General features: G+C 71.3%; 14 protein-coding genes. 5 read left to right on the top strand and 9 right to left on the bottom strand.

Annotated elements, in window-relative coordinates:
- The first annotated feature begins 46 nt into the window (after positions 1-46).
- The gene (locus H0X95_RS07635; RefSeq protein ID WP_006479988.1) at positions 47-535 is read left to right on the top strand and encodes an SRPBCC family protein; all 489 of its coding nucleotides are present in this window, start codon (positions 47-49) and stop codon (positions 533-535) included.
- Positions 536-563: 28 nt separating this feature from the next.
- Here H0X95_RS07635 and H0X95_RS07630 read toward each other — a convergent pair whose 3' ends face one another.
- Both H0X95_RS07630 and H0X95_RS07625 read right to left on the bottom strand, forming a co-directional pair.
- A complete protein-coding gene (locus H0X95_RS07630; RefSeq protein ID WP_059720923.1) occupies positions 564-1,550 on the bottom strand; it encodes a LysR family transcriptional regulator in 987 nt (328 codons plus the stop codon).
- A gap of 119 nt (positions 1,551-1,669) precedes the next feature.
- Complete coding sequence (locus tag H0X95_RS07625) at positions 1,670-2,443, bottom strand: AraC family transcriptional regulator (RefSeq protein WP_006494477.1); 774 nt, start codon at positions 2,441-2,443, stop codon at positions 1,670-1,672.
- Between the two features lie 116 nt (positions 2,444-2,559).
- On the opposite strand from H0X95_RS07625, the gene H0X95_RS07620 reads away from it, so the two are divergent.
- From H0X95_RS07620 to H0X95_RS07605, 4 genes are all read left to right on the top strand, one after another.
- Positions 2,560-4,053, top strand: coding sequence for an efflux transporter outer membrane subunit (locus H0X95_RS07620; protein ID WP_059720921.1), 1,494 nt, complete (start codon positions 2,560-2,562; stop codon positions 4,051-4,053).
- Positions 4,054-4,112: 59 nt separating this feature from the next.
- Positions 4,113-5,237: an HlyD family secretion protein gene (locus H0X95_RS07615; protein WP_059720920.1), complete on the top strand. Its 1,125-nt coding sequence runs from the start codon at positions 4,113-4,115 to the stop codon at positions 5,235-5,237.
- Entirely contained in the window at positions 5,234-6,817 is a 1,584-nt protein-coding gene (locus H0X95_RS07610; RefSeq protein WP_059720919.1) for a DHA2 family efflux MFS transporter permease subunit, read from the top strand. The genes H0X95_RS07615 and H0X95_RS07610 overlap by 4 nt, the downstream gene beginning before the upstream one ends.
- A gap of 198 nt (positions 6,818-7,015) precedes the next feature.
- Positions 7,016-8,011, top strand: a complete 996-nt coding sequence (locus tag H0X95_RS07605; RefSeq protein ID WP_058903563.1) for a beta-xylosidase — start codon at positions 7,016-7,018, stop codon at positions 8,009-8,011.
- Between the two features lie 13 nt (positions 8,012-8,024).
- On the opposite strand, the gene H0X95_RS07600 is transcribed toward H0X95_RS07605, so the two are convergent.
- The 7 genes from H0X95_RS07600 to H0X95_RS07570 are packed head-to-tail and all read right to left on the bottom strand — an operon-like array spanning position 8,025 to position 16,768.
- Positions 8,025-9,074, bottom strand: coding sequence for a hypothetical protein (locus H0X95_RS07600; RefSeq protein WP_196446013.1), 1,050 nt, complete (start codon positions 9,072-9,074; stop codon positions 8,025-8,027).
- Entirely contained in the window at positions 9,064-10,359 is a 1,296-nt protein-coding gene (locus H0X95_RS07595; protein WP_058902560.1) for a lipopolysaccharide biosynthesis protein, read from the bottom strand. Before H0X95_RS07595 ends, H0X95_RS07600 begins: the two co-directional genes overlap by 11 nt.
- The gene (locus H0X95_RS07590) at positions 10,356-11,519 is read right to left on the bottom strand and encodes a polysaccharide pyruvyl transferase family protein (RefSeq protein ID WP_043888605.1); all 1,164 of its coding nucleotides are present in this window, start codon (positions 11,517-11,519) and stop codon (positions 10,356-10,358) included. The genes H0X95_RS07595 and H0X95_RS07590 overlap by 4 nt, the downstream gene beginning before the upstream one ends.
- Positions 11,519-12,739 carry a glycosyltransferase family 4 protein gene (locus tag H0X95_RS07585; RefSeq protein WP_058902561.1) on the bottom strand — a complete coding sequence of 407 codons (1,221 nt, stop codon included), beginning with the start codon at positions 12,737-12,739 and terminating at the stop codon, positions 11,519-11,521. Before H0X95_RS07585 ends, H0X95_RS07590 begins: the two co-directional genes overlap by 1 nt.
- Complete coding sequence (locus H0X95_RS07580) at positions 12,736-15,009, bottom strand: polysaccharide biosynthesis tyrosine autokinase (protein WP_059720917.1); 2,274 nt, start codon at positions 15,007-15,009, stop codon at positions 12,736-12,738. The genes H0X95_RS07585 and H0X95_RS07580 overlap by 4 nt, the downstream gene beginning before the upstream one ends.
- Positions 15,006-15,515 carry an arsenate reductase/protein-tyrosine-phosphatase family protein gene (locus tag H0X95_RS07575; RefSeq protein WP_058902562.1) on the bottom strand — a complete coding sequence of 170 codons (510 nt, stop codon included), beginning with the start codon at positions 15,513-15,515 and terminating at the stop codon, positions 15,006-15,008. The genes H0X95_RS07580 and H0X95_RS07575 overlap by 4 nt, the downstream gene beginning before the upstream one ends.
- Positions 15,512-16,768 (bottom strand): polysaccharide biosynthesis/export family protein, encoded by a 1,257-nt coding sequence (locus H0X95_RS07570; RefSeq protein WP_058902563.1) that lies wholly within the window; start codon positions 16,766-16,768, stop codon positions 15,512-15,514. Before H0X95_RS07570 ends, H0X95_RS07575 begins: the two co-directional genes overlap by 4 nt.
- Between the last annotated feature and the right edge of the window lie 93 nt (positions 16,769-16,861).

The following is a 16,861-nucleotide window of genomic DNA, read 5'->3' as shown; positions in this document are numbered from 1 at the left end:
CCGTTCGATCAATCGCTGTCATCGCATCATTCATCAAGGAGGCATCATGCTGCAACGTACTGCAACGCAACCCCGTCCGTCCACGCTCGTCTATGCGCCGCAAACGCCGATCCTGTCCGGCTCGGCCGATCTCGACGTGCCGGCGCGCGACGCGTGGCGCGTGGTCGGCGATTTCGCCGGCTTCTCGCGCTTCATCACGGGGCTCGACCATACCGACATGATCGGCGAAGGCGTGCGCTCGCTGCGCATCAAGCATTTCGCGGACGGCAACGTCGTCGTCGAACAGCTCAACAGCCACGACGACGAAGCGATGGTGATGACGTGGAGCCTGATCCATACGTCGTTCGACATCGGCAATCTGTGGGCGCTGATGCGCGTCGAGCCGCGCGGCGACCAGGCCTGCACGGTGACGTGGGACATCGCCGGCGAACCGTCGCACGGCGGCGCCGCGCGCCAGCCGGAATTCGACGCGTTCGTCACCGGCTTCCTCGACATGGCGATGACGAACCTGCGCGCGCTGTTCAAGCCGCAGTAACCGTGTATCGGCCACCGGCGCCGTGCCGCTATGCGGCGGCGCCGGCCCACGCGCCGGCCTTGCCCGGCGCGTGGTTTTTCTTCCCGGCCGGTGGTGCGCACGCGTCGTCGTGCACCTGCGCGAACGCGTCGCGCAGCGCGGCCTTCATGAAGTCGACCCAGGCGCGCGTCTTCGCATCGAGATGCTGGCGCGACGCGTACACCAGGAACACGCCGATTTCTTCCGCCTGGTAGTCGGGCAGCACGCGCACCAGCGCGCCCGAGCGCAGGTCGGCCGCGGCGACGAAGTCCGGCAGCAAGCCGATCCCCGCGCCTTCGCGCACCGCGATCGCGAGCGACGCGGCGACGTCGGCCGTCATCGACGGATCGACGTCCACGGTTTGCGCTTCCGCACCGTTCCACAGCGTCCAGATGCGCTCGTGATAGGCGGGCGCGACCAGTTGCACGCAGCGATGGTGAACCAGTGCGCCCGGCGAATCGGGCATGCCGTGCGCATCGAGATACGCGGGCGACGCGCACAGCACGCTGCGGATGCGGCCGACGTCGATCGCGACCTGCTCGGAACTCGGCAGGCTCGGCATCGCGATCACCGCGACGTCGTAGCTGTCGCGCACCAGTTTCGGCAGGTGCGGCGCGAGCGTCAGGTCGACGCTGACGTCCGGGTAGCGCGCCTGGAATTGCCCGATCAGCGGAATCACGAAATGGTTCGCGATGCTGGCGCTGCAATGCGCGCGCAGCCGGCCGTGCGGATGCACGCGCGCGTCGCGCGCCTCGCGCTCGCTCGCATCGACGGCCAGCGTGATGTCGCGGGCGCGCGCCAGATAGCGCTCGCCTGCTTCGGTCAGGCACATCGAACGCGTCGTGCGGTTCAGCAACCGGATGCCGAGACGATGCTCGAGCGACGCGACGAGCCGGCTGACGTGCGCGGTCGTGATGCCGAGCCGTTTGCCGGTCTCGGTGAAGGTGCCCGCGTCCGCGAGCGTGACGAACGCCTGCATGCTTTGAATCAGATCCATCGGGATAACGAAACCTCCGGCTGGCCGTATGGCAATGCCGCTACTGTAGCGACGGCCACGGCACGCCGCGCGCGCGCATCAGCGATCGATCGTCGCAAAACGGACAATCGACGCCCGGGTCAGCGCCGCCGGAAGTATTCGCTCGGCGCGACGCCGAGCGCCTTGCGGAACATCGCAGCGAATGCGCTGGGGCTGTCGTAGCCGTGTTCGAGCGCGAGTTCGAGGATCGGCGTGCCGGCGGCGAGGCGCGGCAGGCTCAGCAGCAGCCGCGCGTGGCGGCACCATGCGCCGTGCGTCATGCCCGTCTCGCGTTTGAACGCGCGGGCGAGCGTGCGCTCGTTCATGTGCGCGTCGCGCGCCCACGCCTGCAGCGTGACGGCCGACGACGGGTCGTTGATGAGCCGCGTGCACAGCGCGACGAGCGCGGGATGGCGCGGCATCGGCACGTGCAGCGACAGCGACGGCGCGATCTCGATCTCGTCGAGGATCAGCGCGAGCACGCGGCCCGCGCGGTGCGACAGGTCGTAGTCGGCGGGCAGGTCGCAGGCCGTCACGATCAGTTCGCGCAGCAGCGTGCCGACCTCGATCACGCGGCATTCGGTCGGCAGGCTCGGCCGCACTTCCGGGCCGACGAACACGGTGCGCATCTGCACGTCGCCGGCCGAGCGGATCTCGTGCTGCGTGCCGCCCGGCACCCACACCGCGCGGCCCGTCGGCACGACCCAGCTGCCCGCGTCCGCGTGCACGATCATCACGCCGGAAATCGCGTGGATCAGCTGGCCCTGGCGGTGCGAATGCGGCGGGTACGCCATGCCCGCCGGCGAGTCGGAGGCGACGACGGCGATCTGCTTGTCGCGCGCCTGGCGCTCGAGTGCGATGAAGAAATTTTCCAATTGATCGGGATTGTCCTTTTCTCGACGACGAATGCGCTTTACGCGCGAGATCGACCGCATAGGTCGAAATTACCATAAGCCCATCGTTTGTTCGACCTCCTTGCCACTGCCACCCGATGCGCGTTCCGTCCATTCCGTCCGCTTCGCCCGTTTCTTCCGCCGTCGAGACACGCTTGCCGCGCGTGCGGCGCGTCACCTGTGCGGCCGTGCTGCTGGCGTCGGCCGCGCTGGCCGCGTGTTCGGTCGGCGAGCCGTATCGGCCGCCGGTGTCCGACGCGACGCGCACCGGGCCGTTCGACGCGGTGGCCGACGTGCCGACCGCGGCCGCCGGCGAACCGCCGCAACGCTGGTGGCGCCTGTACGACGATCCGGTGCTCGACGGTCTCGTGCGCGATGCGCTCGCGCAGAACCGCGATCTCGCGGCGGCCGTGGCGCGGGTCGAGCGCGCGCGCGCCGTATTCGACGAGGCTGGCGCCGCGCGGCTGCCCGACACGACGGCCGGCTTCGGCGTCGACTACGGCAAGCACGCGCCCGACCAGATCGTTGCGGCGGCCAAAGACACCGATGCGCGGACGCGCTGGGGTTTCGCGCCGTCGTTCTCGCTGTCGTGGGAAGTCGATCTGTGGGGCCGCGTGCGCCATCTGGTCGATGCCGCGCAGGCCGACGCCGACGCGGTGCAGGCCGCGTCCGATGCGATGCGCGTCGTGGTGGCCGCCGAGACGACGGCCGCATATGCACAGGTGTGCGCATACGGCGAGCGGATCGACGTGGCCGAGCAGTCGGTCGGTATCGCGGACCGGCTGGCCGCGCTGACGGCGAAGCAGCGCGCGCACGGGCTCGTGTCCGACCTCGAAGTGGCGCGTTCGCGCGCGTTCGCCGACGACACGCGCGCAGATTTGCCGGCGCTCGTCGGCTCGCGGCGCGCGGCGCTGTACGAACTCGCGGTGCTGACCGGGCGCGCGCCCGGCGCGCTGCCCGACGCCGCCGCGCATTGCCGCACCGCGCCCGTGCTGGCGCGGCCGTTCCCGGTCGGCGACGGCGCGTCGCTGCTGCGCCGCCGCCCCGACCTGCGCGAGAGCGAGCGCCAGCTGGCCGCCGCGAATGCGCGGATCGGCGTGGCGACGGCGGAACTGTATCCGTCGATTTCGCTCGGCGGCTCGGTGAACTGGCTGTCGACCGGCGGCGATCCGTCGACGCTCGGCGACAAGTACGCGATCGCCTGGGGCGTCGGCCCGCTGATCACGTGGCGCTTTCCGAACATGGCGGCGAGCCGCGCGCGGCTCGCGCAGGCCCGCGCCGACGACACGCTCGCCCGCGCGCAGTTCGATGCGCAGGTGCTGCGCGCGCTGAAGGAAACCGAACAGGCGCTGGCTCGCTACGGCGCCGCGTGGCGCCGCCGCGCCGCGCTCGAAACCGCGCGTGCCGAACATGCGCGCGCCTATCGCCTCGCCGAGCTGAACTACGAAGCCGGCGCCCTCGATTTCCTCGGCGTGCTCGACGCGCAGCGCAGCCTCGTCGCGGTCGATTCGGCGCTGGCCGAGTCGACGCAGCAGGTCTCGCTCGACCAGGTCGCCGTGTTCAAGGCGCTCGGAGGCGGCTGGCAACCGTAGCCGGCCGCGTTCGCAGTGTCCCTGTCCGTTCTCTTGCACGCCAACTCATCATTCCGATCATGAGCACGACTGCCGTACCCGAAAAAGCCAAAACCGCCCGGTTCTCCCGGCGCCAACTGATCGCCGCGGGCGTCGTGCTCGCCGTCATCGCGCTCGCCGTGTTCGGCTGGCACTGGTGGACCGTCGGCCGTTTCATCGAAAGCACCGACGACGCATATGTCCGCGCCGACGTCGTGACCGTCAGCTCCCGCGTGTCGGGTTACGTCACGCAAGTCGCCGTCGACGACAACCAGCCGGTGAAGCGCGGCGACGTGCTCGTGCGGCTCGACGATCGCGACTATCGCGCGAAGGTCGACGATGCGCAGGCCGCCGTCGCGGCGGCCGACGCGACGCTGCAGGCCGAGCAGGCAGCGGCCGCGACGCTTGACGCGCAGATCGGCCAGCAGCGCAGCCAGATCGCGCAGGCCGACGCCGATGCGGCCGCCGCGCGCGCCGAAGCCGCGCGGCGCGACGCCGATGCGACGCGCTACAAGCAACTGCTGGCCGAATCCGCCGCGAGCGGACAGCGCTGGGAACAGGCCCACGCGGACGCGCTGAAGGCGCGCGCCGAACTGGCCCGCGCCGGGGCGGCCGTGCGCGTGCAGACCGACCAGCAGACCGTGCTGCAGCGCCGCCGCGAACAGAGCACCGCTGCGATCGCGCAGGCACGCGCCCGGCTTGCGGCGGCCCAGGCGAAGCTGGCGCTCGCGCAGCTCGATCTCGATCACACGGTGATCCGCGCGACGCGCGACGGCAGCGTCGGCCAGCGCGCGGTGCGGGCGGGCCAGTACGTCGAAGTCGGGATGCCGCTGCTCGCGGTGGTGCCGCTGAGCGACGTGTACGTGGTGGCGAACTTCAAGGAAACGCAGTTGGGCGCGATGCACGACGGCCAGCCCGTCCAGATCGACGTCGACACCTATTCGGGCCATACGCTGCACGGCCGCGTGATCGGCCTCGCGCCGGGCTCCGGGGCGCAGTTCGCGCTGCTGCCGCCGGACAACGCGACCGGCAACTTCACGAAGATCGTGCAGCGCATCCCGGTGAAGATCCGCGTCGATGCGCCGCCGGCCGGCGTCGTGCTGCGACCCGGGATGTCGGTGATCGCGCGCGTCGACACGCGCGGCACGCAGGGGGCCGGCACGTGAGCACGACGACCGCGCAGGCTGCGCACGAAGACACCGTTTCGCTGCGCGCGTGGGTCGCGGTGCTCGGCGGCGTGTTCGGCTGCTTCATGGCCGGCATGAACGTGCACGTGACCAATGCGTCGCTGCCCGACATCCGCGGCTCGCTCGGCGCGAGCTTCGAGGAAGGCTCGTGGATCACCACCGCGTACCTCGTCGCCGAGATCGTCGTGATTCCGCTCACCGGCTGGCTCGTGCAGGTGTTTTCCGCGCGACGCGTGCTGCTGGTCGGCGCGACCGGCTTTCTCGCGTTTTCGCTCGCATGCTCGGTCGCGCCGAGCATCTCGACGATGATCATCGCGCGGGCGCTGCAGGGCGCGTTCGGCGGCGTGCTGATTCCGCTGTCGTTCCAGCTGATCGTCACCGAATTGCCGCCGTCGAAACACCCGCTCGGGATGGCGCTGTTCGCGATCGCGAACAACGTCGCGCAGGCGGCGGGGCCGTCGGTCGGCGGGTGGCTCACCGACATGTATTCGTGGCGCTGGATCTTCTATCTGCAGATTCCGCCGGCGATCGCGCTGGTCGCGGCGATCGGCTGGGCGATCCGGCCCGTGCCGGTGCAGCTCGGGATGCTCAGGCGGGCCGACTGGTTCGGCATCGCGACGATGGCGGTCGGCCTGAGCGCGCTGCAGATCGTGCTGGAGGAAGGCGGGCGCAAGGACTGGTTCGCGTCGGACCTGATCGTCGAGCTGTCGATCGTCGCGGCGCTCGGGCTGGCCGCGTTCGTCGCGATCGAGCTGCGGCGCAAGGAGCCGTTCATCAACTTGCGCCTGCTCGGCCGGTACAACTTCGGGATCGCGAGCCTGATGCAGTTCCTGTTCGGCGCGGTGGTGTTCGGCGTGGTGTTCCTCGTGCCGAACTACTTTGCCGAGCTGCACGGCTACAGCGCGCGCGACATCGGCCTCGCGATGATTCCGTACGGGCTCGTGCAGTTCGCGATGTCGTTCCTGACGCCGCCGCTGATGCGCCGCACCAGCCCGCGCACGACGATCGTGCTCGGCTTCGTGCTGGTCGCGGCCGGCTGCCTGATGAACATCCACCTCGACGTTGATGCCGCGTCGAACGTGATCGTCCCGTCGCTGATCGTGCGCGGGATCGGCCAGTCGTTCGTCGTGATCGCGCTGGCCGTGATGGCCGTCGACGGGATCGAGAAGGCGCAGCTCGGGTCCGCGTCGGGCGTGTTCAACATGGTCCGCAACGTCGGCGGCGCGATTGGCATCGCGGTGATGAGCCAGATCGTCGTCGAGCGGCAGAAGCTGCATGCGATGCGCATCGGCGAGGCGGTCACGCCGTTCTCCGAAGCGTTCCAGGAGCGCATGGCGATGCTCGCGCGGCTGCTCGCGCGCGTGCATGCGCCGCGCGCGGACGTGCTGCCCGGCGGGTCGATCTCCGGCGTGCACGAGCTGGCGCTCGGGCTCGTGAACCAGCGCGTGATGCGCGAGGCGCTGCTGATGGCGTACAGCGATACGTTCCTGATCGCGGGAATCGCGATGATCGGGTGTACGGCGGCGGCGTTCGTGTTGAGGGGCAGGAAGAAGGCGTAGCGGCGGGAGCCGCAACGGGCCGGGCAGGCGTGCCCGCGGGGAGACGAACGCGCTCGGACCGGTCCGATGGTGGCGAGCGCGCGGCTCTGCAACAATGCACGATCGGCCACGATGCCCTGTTTTCCGCCGGCCGTGCGCGTGCAGGTTCGTTGCGCAACGCGTCACATGCTGCCGGCATGCCCGATCGTTCTCCTGCCCATGCTCCGGATTTCCACGCTGTTCGTCGCCGTCGCACTGTGTTTCGTGGCACTTCCGCCCGCCCATGCCGACGACCGTGCGCGCTGGCCGGCCGCGTCCGACGGCCGGCCGCTTGTCGGCGTCCAGACGAAGATCCAGTCGTTGACGCCCGCCGATGCGCGGCAGATCCGACAGACCGGCTTCGACTTCATCCGCTTCGGCGTATGGACCGATCGTCTCGATCGTGCGGACTACCGTCGCCAGGTCGACGAGGCATTCGCGGCGGCGCGCGCGGCTCGGCTGCCGGTGTTGCTGACCGTGCGTATGCTCGCGCCGCTGGGGCAAGACGATGGAGCGCGCGAAGCGAAGACGGACCGCCCGTCGCTCGTGGCGGCCGGCGCCCGTTTGGCCGGCGCGGTGACGCAGCTCGCCGCGCGATACGACCGCGCGCTGGTGGCGATCGAGCTGTGGAACGAACCGGATCTGGGCCGTTATTGGCCGACCGGCGACGTCGCGCACACCTTCCCGCCGTTTGCCGAAGGCGTGTGCCGCGGCCTGGCCGCGCGCCGGCCGTCCGCTCCGGTCGTCGGCTTCGGCTTCGCACGGCCGCCGCTGCCCGGCAGCGTGCCCGACCGTCTGCTGGCCGGCATGGTTGCCGCGTCACCCGCGTGCCTCGACGCCGTGTCGTACCACGCGTACGGGATGACGCCGCCGCAGATCCGCGATGCCGCGCGCGACATTCGCGCACGTTACGGCCTGCCGGCGCTCGTGACCGAAGACGGCGCGGCGTCGGCGGGCGTCGATGGCAACGCGCGGCAGGCACGACGCGTGCGCATGCTGCTCGATGCGCGCGCGACGCTCGGCACGCCGCTGCTGTCGGTCTACGAATGGGCCGATACGGCGAATGCGAGCGATGCGGCGCAGCGCAGCTACGGGCTCGTGCGCGCGGACCGGTCGCCGAAGCCCGCGCTCGATGCGGCCCGCGCGTCGCTGCGCGCGACGACGTCGAAGCCGTAGCCGTAGCCGACCGTCAAGCCGGCTCGCGCGTGCGGATCGACCACAGCGCGACGGCGAACAATGCGACGCTGGACAGGTGCCGCAGGTAGCTGCCGAGATCCGGCTCGAACAGCATCGAGACCGCGACATGGCCGAGCAGCAGGCACGCGAGCAGTTCGCCGTTGCGGGGCAGCGCGTTTCCGCCTTCACCGGCACGCCGCACGGGAACGCGTCGCCATGCGGCGCAGAGAAACAGCGCGACCAGCGCCTGCATCGCGACTCCCTTCGGATCGAACGAGAACAGCACCGACAGGTTGAGCCGCACGAGCGAATACGCATAGTTGCCCGCGAAATGGACGAACGAATCGGGCGGAAACGGATTGTAGAAACTCGTGCGCGCGCCGAACGGCGACGCATACACGAGATAGTCGACCGCGAGGTCGCGCGGCTGCTGAAGCAGCGTATAGGCCGCATTCGGCAGCGCGACCAGCACGGCGACGACCAGCAGCGCGCCGGCCAGCCTCGGCAGCGTCGATACCCGGCGCAACACCCATGCCGCGAGCGCGATCGCGACGATCAACGCGAAGTAGCTGCGGATCGTCGCCGCATAGCCGAGATACAGCACGACGGCGATCGGCATCGCGCCGGCCGGCCCGCGTACGCGCGCAACGGCGAGCACCGCGATCGACATCGCGACGACGAGCGTGTCCTTGCTCGCGACGAACAGGTTGAAGAACAGGCACGGCGCAATCAACGCGAGATGAGCGACCAGCGCGCCGAGCCGCCGTGTCGCGCGTAGCGCGATCCAGATCGTGGCGACGCCCAGCGCGACGACGAACACGGCCGTGCCGGCGCCGCCGAGCGCCTGGTACAGCTTGCCGACCGCGTCGAACGACGAGCCGTCGTAGGTCGAGCCGCCGCCGATCTGCGTCTGGATCTTGTCCGCGTCGCGGAAGATGAATTCCGGCAGCAGCGCGCGCGCATTCGCATAGACGCCGACGTACAGCAGCGCGAGGCACGCGGCGACGGCATCCCGCAAGCCGCGGCTCAGCAGCGGACCGCTCGCGATCAGCTTACGCAGCATCGGCCGCTCCCGGCCGGATGGCGCGGCGCGCTGTCGGGGCGCGCGACGACACGATCCATGCGAGCCACGCGAACACCGCGATGCTCGCGACGAGATGCGCGACGGCTGCGCCGATCGCGTGCCCGTCATGCACGAGCGCGATCGTCATCGGTACGCACACGAGCGTCAGCACGGCCATCACGCACGCGACCACGCGGCCTGCCCGCAACGCGACGGCGGCGGCCCACAGCACGTCGCCCGCGGCGCGCAGCACGAACGACAGCAGCAGGATCGCGAGGATGACCGTCGACGGCAGGTCGTTGCCTTCATGCGCGAGCCGGAACAGCCACGGATGCACGGTGACGATCGCGAGCGCGGCCGCGCCGGTCAGGATCACCGACCCGCGCAGCGCCTGCGCGAGTTCGCCGCGAAATGCCCTCGGCGCGTTGCGCGGACAGTCGAGCGCACGCACGAGGCGCGGCGCGGCGACCGCCGCGACGGTGGCCGACGCGATCGTCTGGATCGCGTTCGCGATCGACCAGACGAACACGTAGCGGCCGAGCTCGCCCGCATCGAGCATCGCGGATGCGACGAAGCGTTCGAGATACTGCAGCACCGACAGCAGCAGCAACGCGACGAAGAACGGCGCGCCGCTGCGCCAGACCGTCGCGAGCGGCAAGCGCGTGGCCGACAGCGCGGGCATCGCCGGCAGCCGGCGCGCCGTGCGCGAAATCAGCAGCCAGCCGAGCGCGACAACCAGCATGTCGCCGGCGAACCAGAGCGCGAACACGGCGTCGATCGACCCGATCGCGCGCGTCGCGAGCGCGGCGACCGCGACGCCGGCCCACGCGCCGGTCCGCACGAACAGCAGCCATGACGCCGCGCGGGCGCGATGCAGCGAGAACAGCCACGTGTTGACTTCGAGCGCCGCATGTTCGGCGCATGCGACGAGCGTTACCAGGACGAGCGGCACGTCGGCCAGCGCGCCCGCCCGCGGCCGCCCGAAGAACGCGCCGACCGGCAGCGCGGCCGCGCCGCACAGCACGACATAGACGCCCGCATACAGCACGGAGAGCCGCATGCAGGTCCGGATCGCGTCGCGCGGATCGGGGCCGGCGAGCCGCCGGTTGATTTCGGTGCTGAAGCCGAGGCCGAGTACCTTCGACGCGACGACCGACACCGCGAGCGCGACACCATAGACGGCTACCGCTTCGAAGCCGAGCGTGCGCGCGACGACGATCGTCAGCACGAATTTGAGGCCGAGCGCACCGACCCGCAGCGCGAGGCGCGACGATGCGGCCTTCATCGCGCCGCTCCGTCGTGGAGCGCGGCCCGCAGCGCGGCGACGATTCGCTCGCGTTCGCGGGCGAGCCGCGCGATGCCGGTGTCGGTCTGCGTCCAGAAGCGGCGCAGCGCGTCGGGGGCGAACAGCGTGTCGCATACCGCATTCGCATCGAAATCGGCCGCGTTCGCGACCCAGTGGCCGACGCCGAGATCGGCATACGCGCCGAACCCCTTGCGCTCGTAGCTCAGGTGATAGGCCGGCACGCCATGCAGGATCGACTCGAGCGCGCCGTGCAGGCGCACGGAGACGACCGCATCGGGCGTGTCGCCGGCGAGCACGTCCTTCAGCGTGCGCGTGTCGTCGAAGCCGCGTTCCCGGTAGTACGCGGCGTCGTCGTTGCCGCGCCCCGTGCTTTGCACGGCGAACGTGATGCGGCAGAACGCGCCGAGCCGTTCGATCAACGCTTCCGTCTGCGCGTGGTAACGCGCGCATTGCGCGGCGTTCCACGCGGGCGGACGGCGCAGCACCAGCGCGATGTGGCCGGGGCGGGCCGGCGGCACATGCGCGTGCTCGCGCAGGCCGGCCGCACGGCGGCCGAATTCGAGCACCGCGAGATCGGGCGCCCGCCGGGTGTTCGGGTTGGCGGCGAGCAGCGCCATCGAACGATCGTCGCGCACGAACACGGTGTGGAAGCCCGCGAGCAGCGACGTCAGGTGGCCGGCGAGCATCGCATTGCCGGCAGCCGGGCCGATGCTCTGCGGCAGATAGACGGCCGGCTTGCGCGCCGCGCGTGCCGCACGCATCTGCACGAGGTGCCCGGCTTCGAGCTTGAGCGCCTCGACGCTGTTGCGCGCGCGCAGGTAGCCGCCGCCGACGCCGACGATCAGGTCGACCTGTTTCAGCAGGCCGCGCAGGTCGGCCAGCGCCGGATTGGCGCCGACGGGCAGCGCCGCCATCGCCGCGCCGATCAGCCGCCCGGCGGCGCCGGCGGCGAGCACCGGCGCGGGCCGCACGTCCGGATGAGCGGGGAACGACGCGGGATCGGCCGCGACGACGGACACGCGCGTGTCGGCGCCGAACGCGCCGCGCAGCAGCCCGACCGACAGCTCGACGAGCAGCCCGTCGCCGGAATTGCGTGCGCTGTACGCGTGCAGCAGCGCCACGTGAACGGGGCGGCTCATCATGCGTTCTCCCGCAGCAGGTCGCGATAGACGGCGAGCGTGCGATCGACCATCGCGTCCGCCGAGAAATGGGGGTAGGCGCGTGCGCATTGTTCGCGCATCAGCCGGTGCGCGGCCGGATGCTCGACGAGCCGGCCGACCATCGACGCGAACGCGGCCGGATCGTCGCTGTTCGATACCGTCAGCCCGACGCGGTGGTCGGCGATCAGCTCGGTCGCGCCCGACACCTGCGTCGCCACGATCGGCACCCGTGCGGCGACGGCTTCGAGGCACACGTACGGAAACCCTTCGTAGCGGCTCGGCAGCGCGAGCAGGTCGAACGCGGAGAAGTAGCGGCGCGCGGCGTCGACGCGGCCCGCGATGCGCAGGTTCGCCGGCAGGTCGTGCGCCTCGTCGCCCGCTGCCCGGTCGAAATCGCCGGAGCCGACCGCGACGACCTGCACGCGATTGCCGAAGCGTTCGTCGAGTACGCGCGCGATCCGCACGAGGCGGTCGATCCCCTTCTGGTGATCGAACCGCCCGACGAACCCGACGACGAACGGGTGATCGGCCAATCCGAGCGCGATGCGTGCCGCCTGGCGCGCGAGCAGCATCGGCGGCGTGACGCCGTTCTCGACGAGCCGGATGCGCTCGCGTGCGATGCCGAGCGCATGCAGGTGATCGGCTTCGTCCTGCGACACGGCGATCACCGCGTCCGAGCACGCATTGCCGAGCACGCGCTCGACGCTGCCGTAGAACGCGCGCTTCGCGGGCGACAGCGTCGGGTTCAGCGTATAGACCGCATGCGGCGTGTAGACCTGCTTCCAGGGCCCGCGGCACAGGCGCGCGAGCGCGCCGGCCTTCGAGCTGTGGCTGTGCACGATGTCGGGCCGGATCCGGCGCAACAGCCGGCGCAGCGCGAGCATGCCGCGCAGGTCGTGTGCGCCGACCGCGCGCCGCAGCGGCAGCCGGTGCACGGTCTTGCACCGCGCGGCCGCGTCGGCCAGCATCGCGTCGTCGAAGCGCTCGCCGAGCGGCGCGATCAGGTGGATGTCCGCGTAGCCGCGTGCGTGCAGACCGGCGATCAGGTCGGTCAGGTGGACGGCGACACCGCCGCCGGCGGCTTCGACGACGAGCGCGATGCGCAGCGGCGGCGCGGCGGGGGTCGAAGCCGCTGGGTGCGTGTCGGGTTGAAGGGGCGCGCGCTCGTCGAATGACGGCGCGAATGCGATGTCGCTCATGCGGACCTCCGCAGCAGACGTTGAAGTGCCGCGCGCAGGCGGGCGAGGTGCGTACAGCGCCGCGCGTCGCACGTGTAGCGGTACGCTTCGTAGCGGTAGCCGCCGTATTTCGAGCCGAAGGCCGACGCGCCCGTGCGCGGATCGAGGCCGTTCAGCACGACGCCGGGCTGGGCGTCGGGCTGCTGCGGCAGGCGCTTCGCGGCTTCGACGAGTTCGCCGGCCCGCGTCGAGCCCGCGCGTGCGACGAGGAGCGTCGCGTCGGCATGGGCGCCGAGCCAGGTCGAGTCGGTGGCGGCGAGCAGCGGGGCGGAATCGATGACGACGAGGTCGTAGCGCGCGCGCAGCGACGCGAGCAGCGCGCCGAGGCCGGCCTGCTGCAGCAGCGCGGTCGGCGCGCTCGGCAGTTCGCCGGTCGGCAGGAAGTCGAGATTCGGCGCGACGTTGCGCCGGATGGCGTCGTCGGCGTGCGCGCGGCCGGCGAGCAGCGCCGCGAAGCCCGCACCGCGTTCGAGTCCGAAGTACTGGTGCAGATAGCCCTTGCGCAGATCGCCGTCGATCAGCAGCACGCGCCGGCCGCTCGCCGCATGCACCGCCGCGAGGTTGACCGATACGAACGACTTGCCGGTGCCGGGTGCGGGGCCCGTGACCAGCACCAGCGGATGCGCGCGATCGGCGAGCGCGAAGTGCAGTGCGGTCTGCAGGCTGCGCAGCCCTTCGATCGCCGGTTCGTACGGATCGTCGTACGCGAGCACGTGCAGGCCCGCGTCATGACGTTCGACCGCGCGCATCAGCTTGCGCTGACGGGCGGCGGCAGGCAGCACCGCGCGCACCGGCAGCGACGTGTGGCGCTCGATCTCGTCGACGGCGGTCAGGCCGCCGTACAGGAATTCGCGCGCGAATGCGGCGATCAGCCCGAGCGCGAGGCCGGCCAGCGCGGCGGCGGCGATCACGACCGGCCGGTTCGGCCGCACCGGATCGGCCGGCGCGACGGCCGCGTCGACCACGCGCACGCTCGCCGTCCTGCCGGCCTGCACGAGTTCGAGTTGCTGGGTGTTGTTCAGCAGCGCGGTGTACAGGTCCGCGTTCACCTTCACGTCGAGCCGGGCGCGCACTTCCTCGCTTTGCTGGGCGGGCAGCCGGGCGATGCGCGCGTCGAGCGCGCCCTGCTGGCGCTTCAACGTCGCGAGCTGCGCGTCGAGCGCGGCCATGTCGGGGTGCGTCGGCAGGAAGCGGCGGGACAGTTCGTCGTGTTTCTGCTGCAGTTCGAGCAGGCGCGTCTGCAGGTCGGCGCCTTGTTGCAGGACGACCTTGCCTTCTTCCTCGAGATCGACCGAGCCGGTGCGGCTGCGCAGGGTCGCGTAACGCGTTTCCGCGCGCTCGAGCTGGCCTTTCACGATCGGCAGCTGCTCGTTCAGGAACGCGAGCGATTGCGCGGCCTCGGCCGTGCGGCGCGCGATGTTCTGTTCGACGTAACGGTTGGCGATCGCGTTGAGCGTCGCGCTGATGTCGACGGGATCGTGGCCGCGTAGCGACGCGACGAGCACACCCGATTGCTTCACCTTCTCCTGGACGTCGAGCGCGGTGCGCAGCGTGTCGATCGTTTCCGCGCGCGATTGACGCACCAGCGTGAAGCGCGTGCCGGGCAGCGCGTCGAAGCCGGTGATGTCGAGGTGCAGCGGGCCGTAGCGCGTGTCGAAGGTTTCCGTGCGGCCGATCGTGCCGACCGCATCGGCCGTCAGGTTCGCGCCGGTGAGCCGGTAACGCGTGTCGTCGAGCCGCACGACCTGGAACGTGTCGCCTTCCGCGCGCGTCGGGACGTCGAAGCGCACGACGTCGATCCGCTCCTGCCCCCACGCATAGCCGCCGAAACCGAACAGGCCGGGCTTCACCGCGCCGTCGTTGAAGCGCGCGACGAACGCGCCGATCACCGGCACGCGGGCGGGGGCCGCGACGATATAGGCGCGCAGGTCTTCCACCGCGCGCGTGACGACGAGCCGCGACGACAGGATCTGCGCCTCGGCCGACGCGGGCGACGCGACGTTGAAGAACGACGCGGCATCGCCGAGCAGGTTCTTCGACGCGGCGTCGGTCGCATCGTCGGTCTGGATCATCAGGTCGGCCTGGTAGATCGGCGGCGCGACGAACGCATACAGCGCGCCGGCGGCGACGCAGGCCGCCGTGATCGACGCGATCGTCCAGCGTGCCTGGCGCAGGACGTCGAGCACGCGGATCAGGTCGATCTCGCGTTCGGGGGAAGCGGAACTCGTCATGACTGGGGTCCGGAGAAGGAGGCGGTGATGTGCGGCCAGCGCGCGGCGAGCCGCGGCAGCCAGCTGCCGACCGCGAGATCGATCAGCGCCGCGCAGCGCACGAAGTCGTCGCGCGTACCGCGGTAGGGGTCGGGGATGTCGAGGCCGAGCGGCGCGCCGTCGGCGATCCGCGCGTACTCGCCGAGACGGAACACGCGGCCGCGCAGGAACGGGTGACGCGCTTCGAGCACGCGGCGCTGCCCGCCGTCCATCACGAAGATCAGGTCGGCCTGCGCGCACAGCGCGGCCGTCACCGGCCGGGCCGCATGCGCGTCGAGGTTCAGCCCGCGCGCGGCGGCCATCTCGCGGGCCAGCGGGTCGGCCGGCCGGCCGTTCGGCGGCGCGAGGCCGGCCGAGCCGGTCCGCGCGTGCGGCAGCTTCGCCGCGAGCAGCGCGGCCGCGAGCGGGCTGCGGCACACGTTGCCTTCGCAGACGGCGAGCAGGAAGGGGGGCGGGGTCGGCCTCATTTCGTGGCGATCCCGGCGGCGACGCCCGTGTTCACGCTGGGCAGCAACAGGCTCAGCACGCGGCTGATGCGGACGAGCCCGTTGCCGTCGACGTAGACGATGTCCTTCGGCTCCAGCTCGAACTGGTTCGCGAGCACCATCGCGACGGGCGAGCGCGCGTCGAGATGGAATACCGTCGGCGTGCGGCCCTGCGCGCCGCGAATCACGAACATCTGCGCGGCGTCGGCGGTATTGGAATTGATGCTGCCGGCCTGCAGCAGCGCGTCGCTCAACGTGAGACGGCCGTCGCGCTTCGGCAACGCGAGCATCGGCCGGTTGACCTCGCCCATCACGTACACGCCGTTGCTGTCTCGCGCGCCGACGCGCAGCAGGTCGCCGCCGCGCAGCACGATGCGCGACGGGTCGCGGTGGCGCTCGATCAGGCGCGCCAGGTCGATGCGCACGGGCGTGCCGTCGCGCACGATCGTCACGTCGCTCTGGTCGGCGCCGGGCGTGAAGCCGCCGGCGCGCGCGATCGCATCGGCGAGCGTCATCGGCACGTCGTTGACGGGCAGCGCGCCCGGCGTGTGGACTTCGCCGTCGACGTACACCTGCTGCGAACGGAACGATGCCACGCGCAACGTGACCTGCGGGTCTCGGTAGATCTTGCCGAGCGCCTGCTTCACCCGCGCCTGCGCGTCGGCGGCGGTCAGGCCGGCGACCTTCAGCGCGCCGGCATACGGGAACGTCAGGTTGCCGCGGTCGTCGACGACGAAGCCGGCAACCGGGTCGGCCGCGCGCGGCGGCGTCTGCTGTGCGCCGCCTTGGGCCGCCGCGAGTTCCGGGTGATCCCACACGGTGATCTGCAGCACGTCGCCCGGGCCGATCCGGTAGGCCGACGACGCGCGCGATGCGGCCGGCGTGTCGAACGCCGCCGCGGCCGCATCCCGGGCCGCGCGCTGGCGCGCGATCAGCGCCGGATCGATGTCGACGATCGGCGGCGTGGCGACGGCATCCCCGCCCGCGAGCGGCGCGCGAACCGGCGTGCCGGCCGTGGTCGACGCGGCCGCGGCGCGTGCTTCGGCCGCGCGCGAGTCGGCCGCGGCCGGCGCGGGCGCGCCGTCGTCCGGCGCGTCGGCGAGCCAGCCGAGATACGACGTGTTCATCTTCATGCCGGGCGCGAACGCGCATCCTGACAGCGCTACGCAGGCCGTCAGGACGAGCGCGAGCGCACCGTGGCGGCGCGCGGCCGCCGATGCGATCGAGGGTGTCATGAGTTCCTTCCAGTTGCGCCGCGCGCCGGAGACGGCGGCGCAGGAGCGGGCTGCCGAAGCAGGGGCCGCCGGGTCAATCGAAGCAGCCGCGGC

The organism is Burkholderia sp. 9779_493, assembly GCF_015712215.1.
GTDB lineage: Bacteria > Pseudomonadota > Gammaproteobacteria > Burkholderiales > Burkholderiaceae > Burkholderia > Burkholderia cenocepacia.
This window is presented reverse-complemented; position numbering and strand designations above follow the sequence as displayed.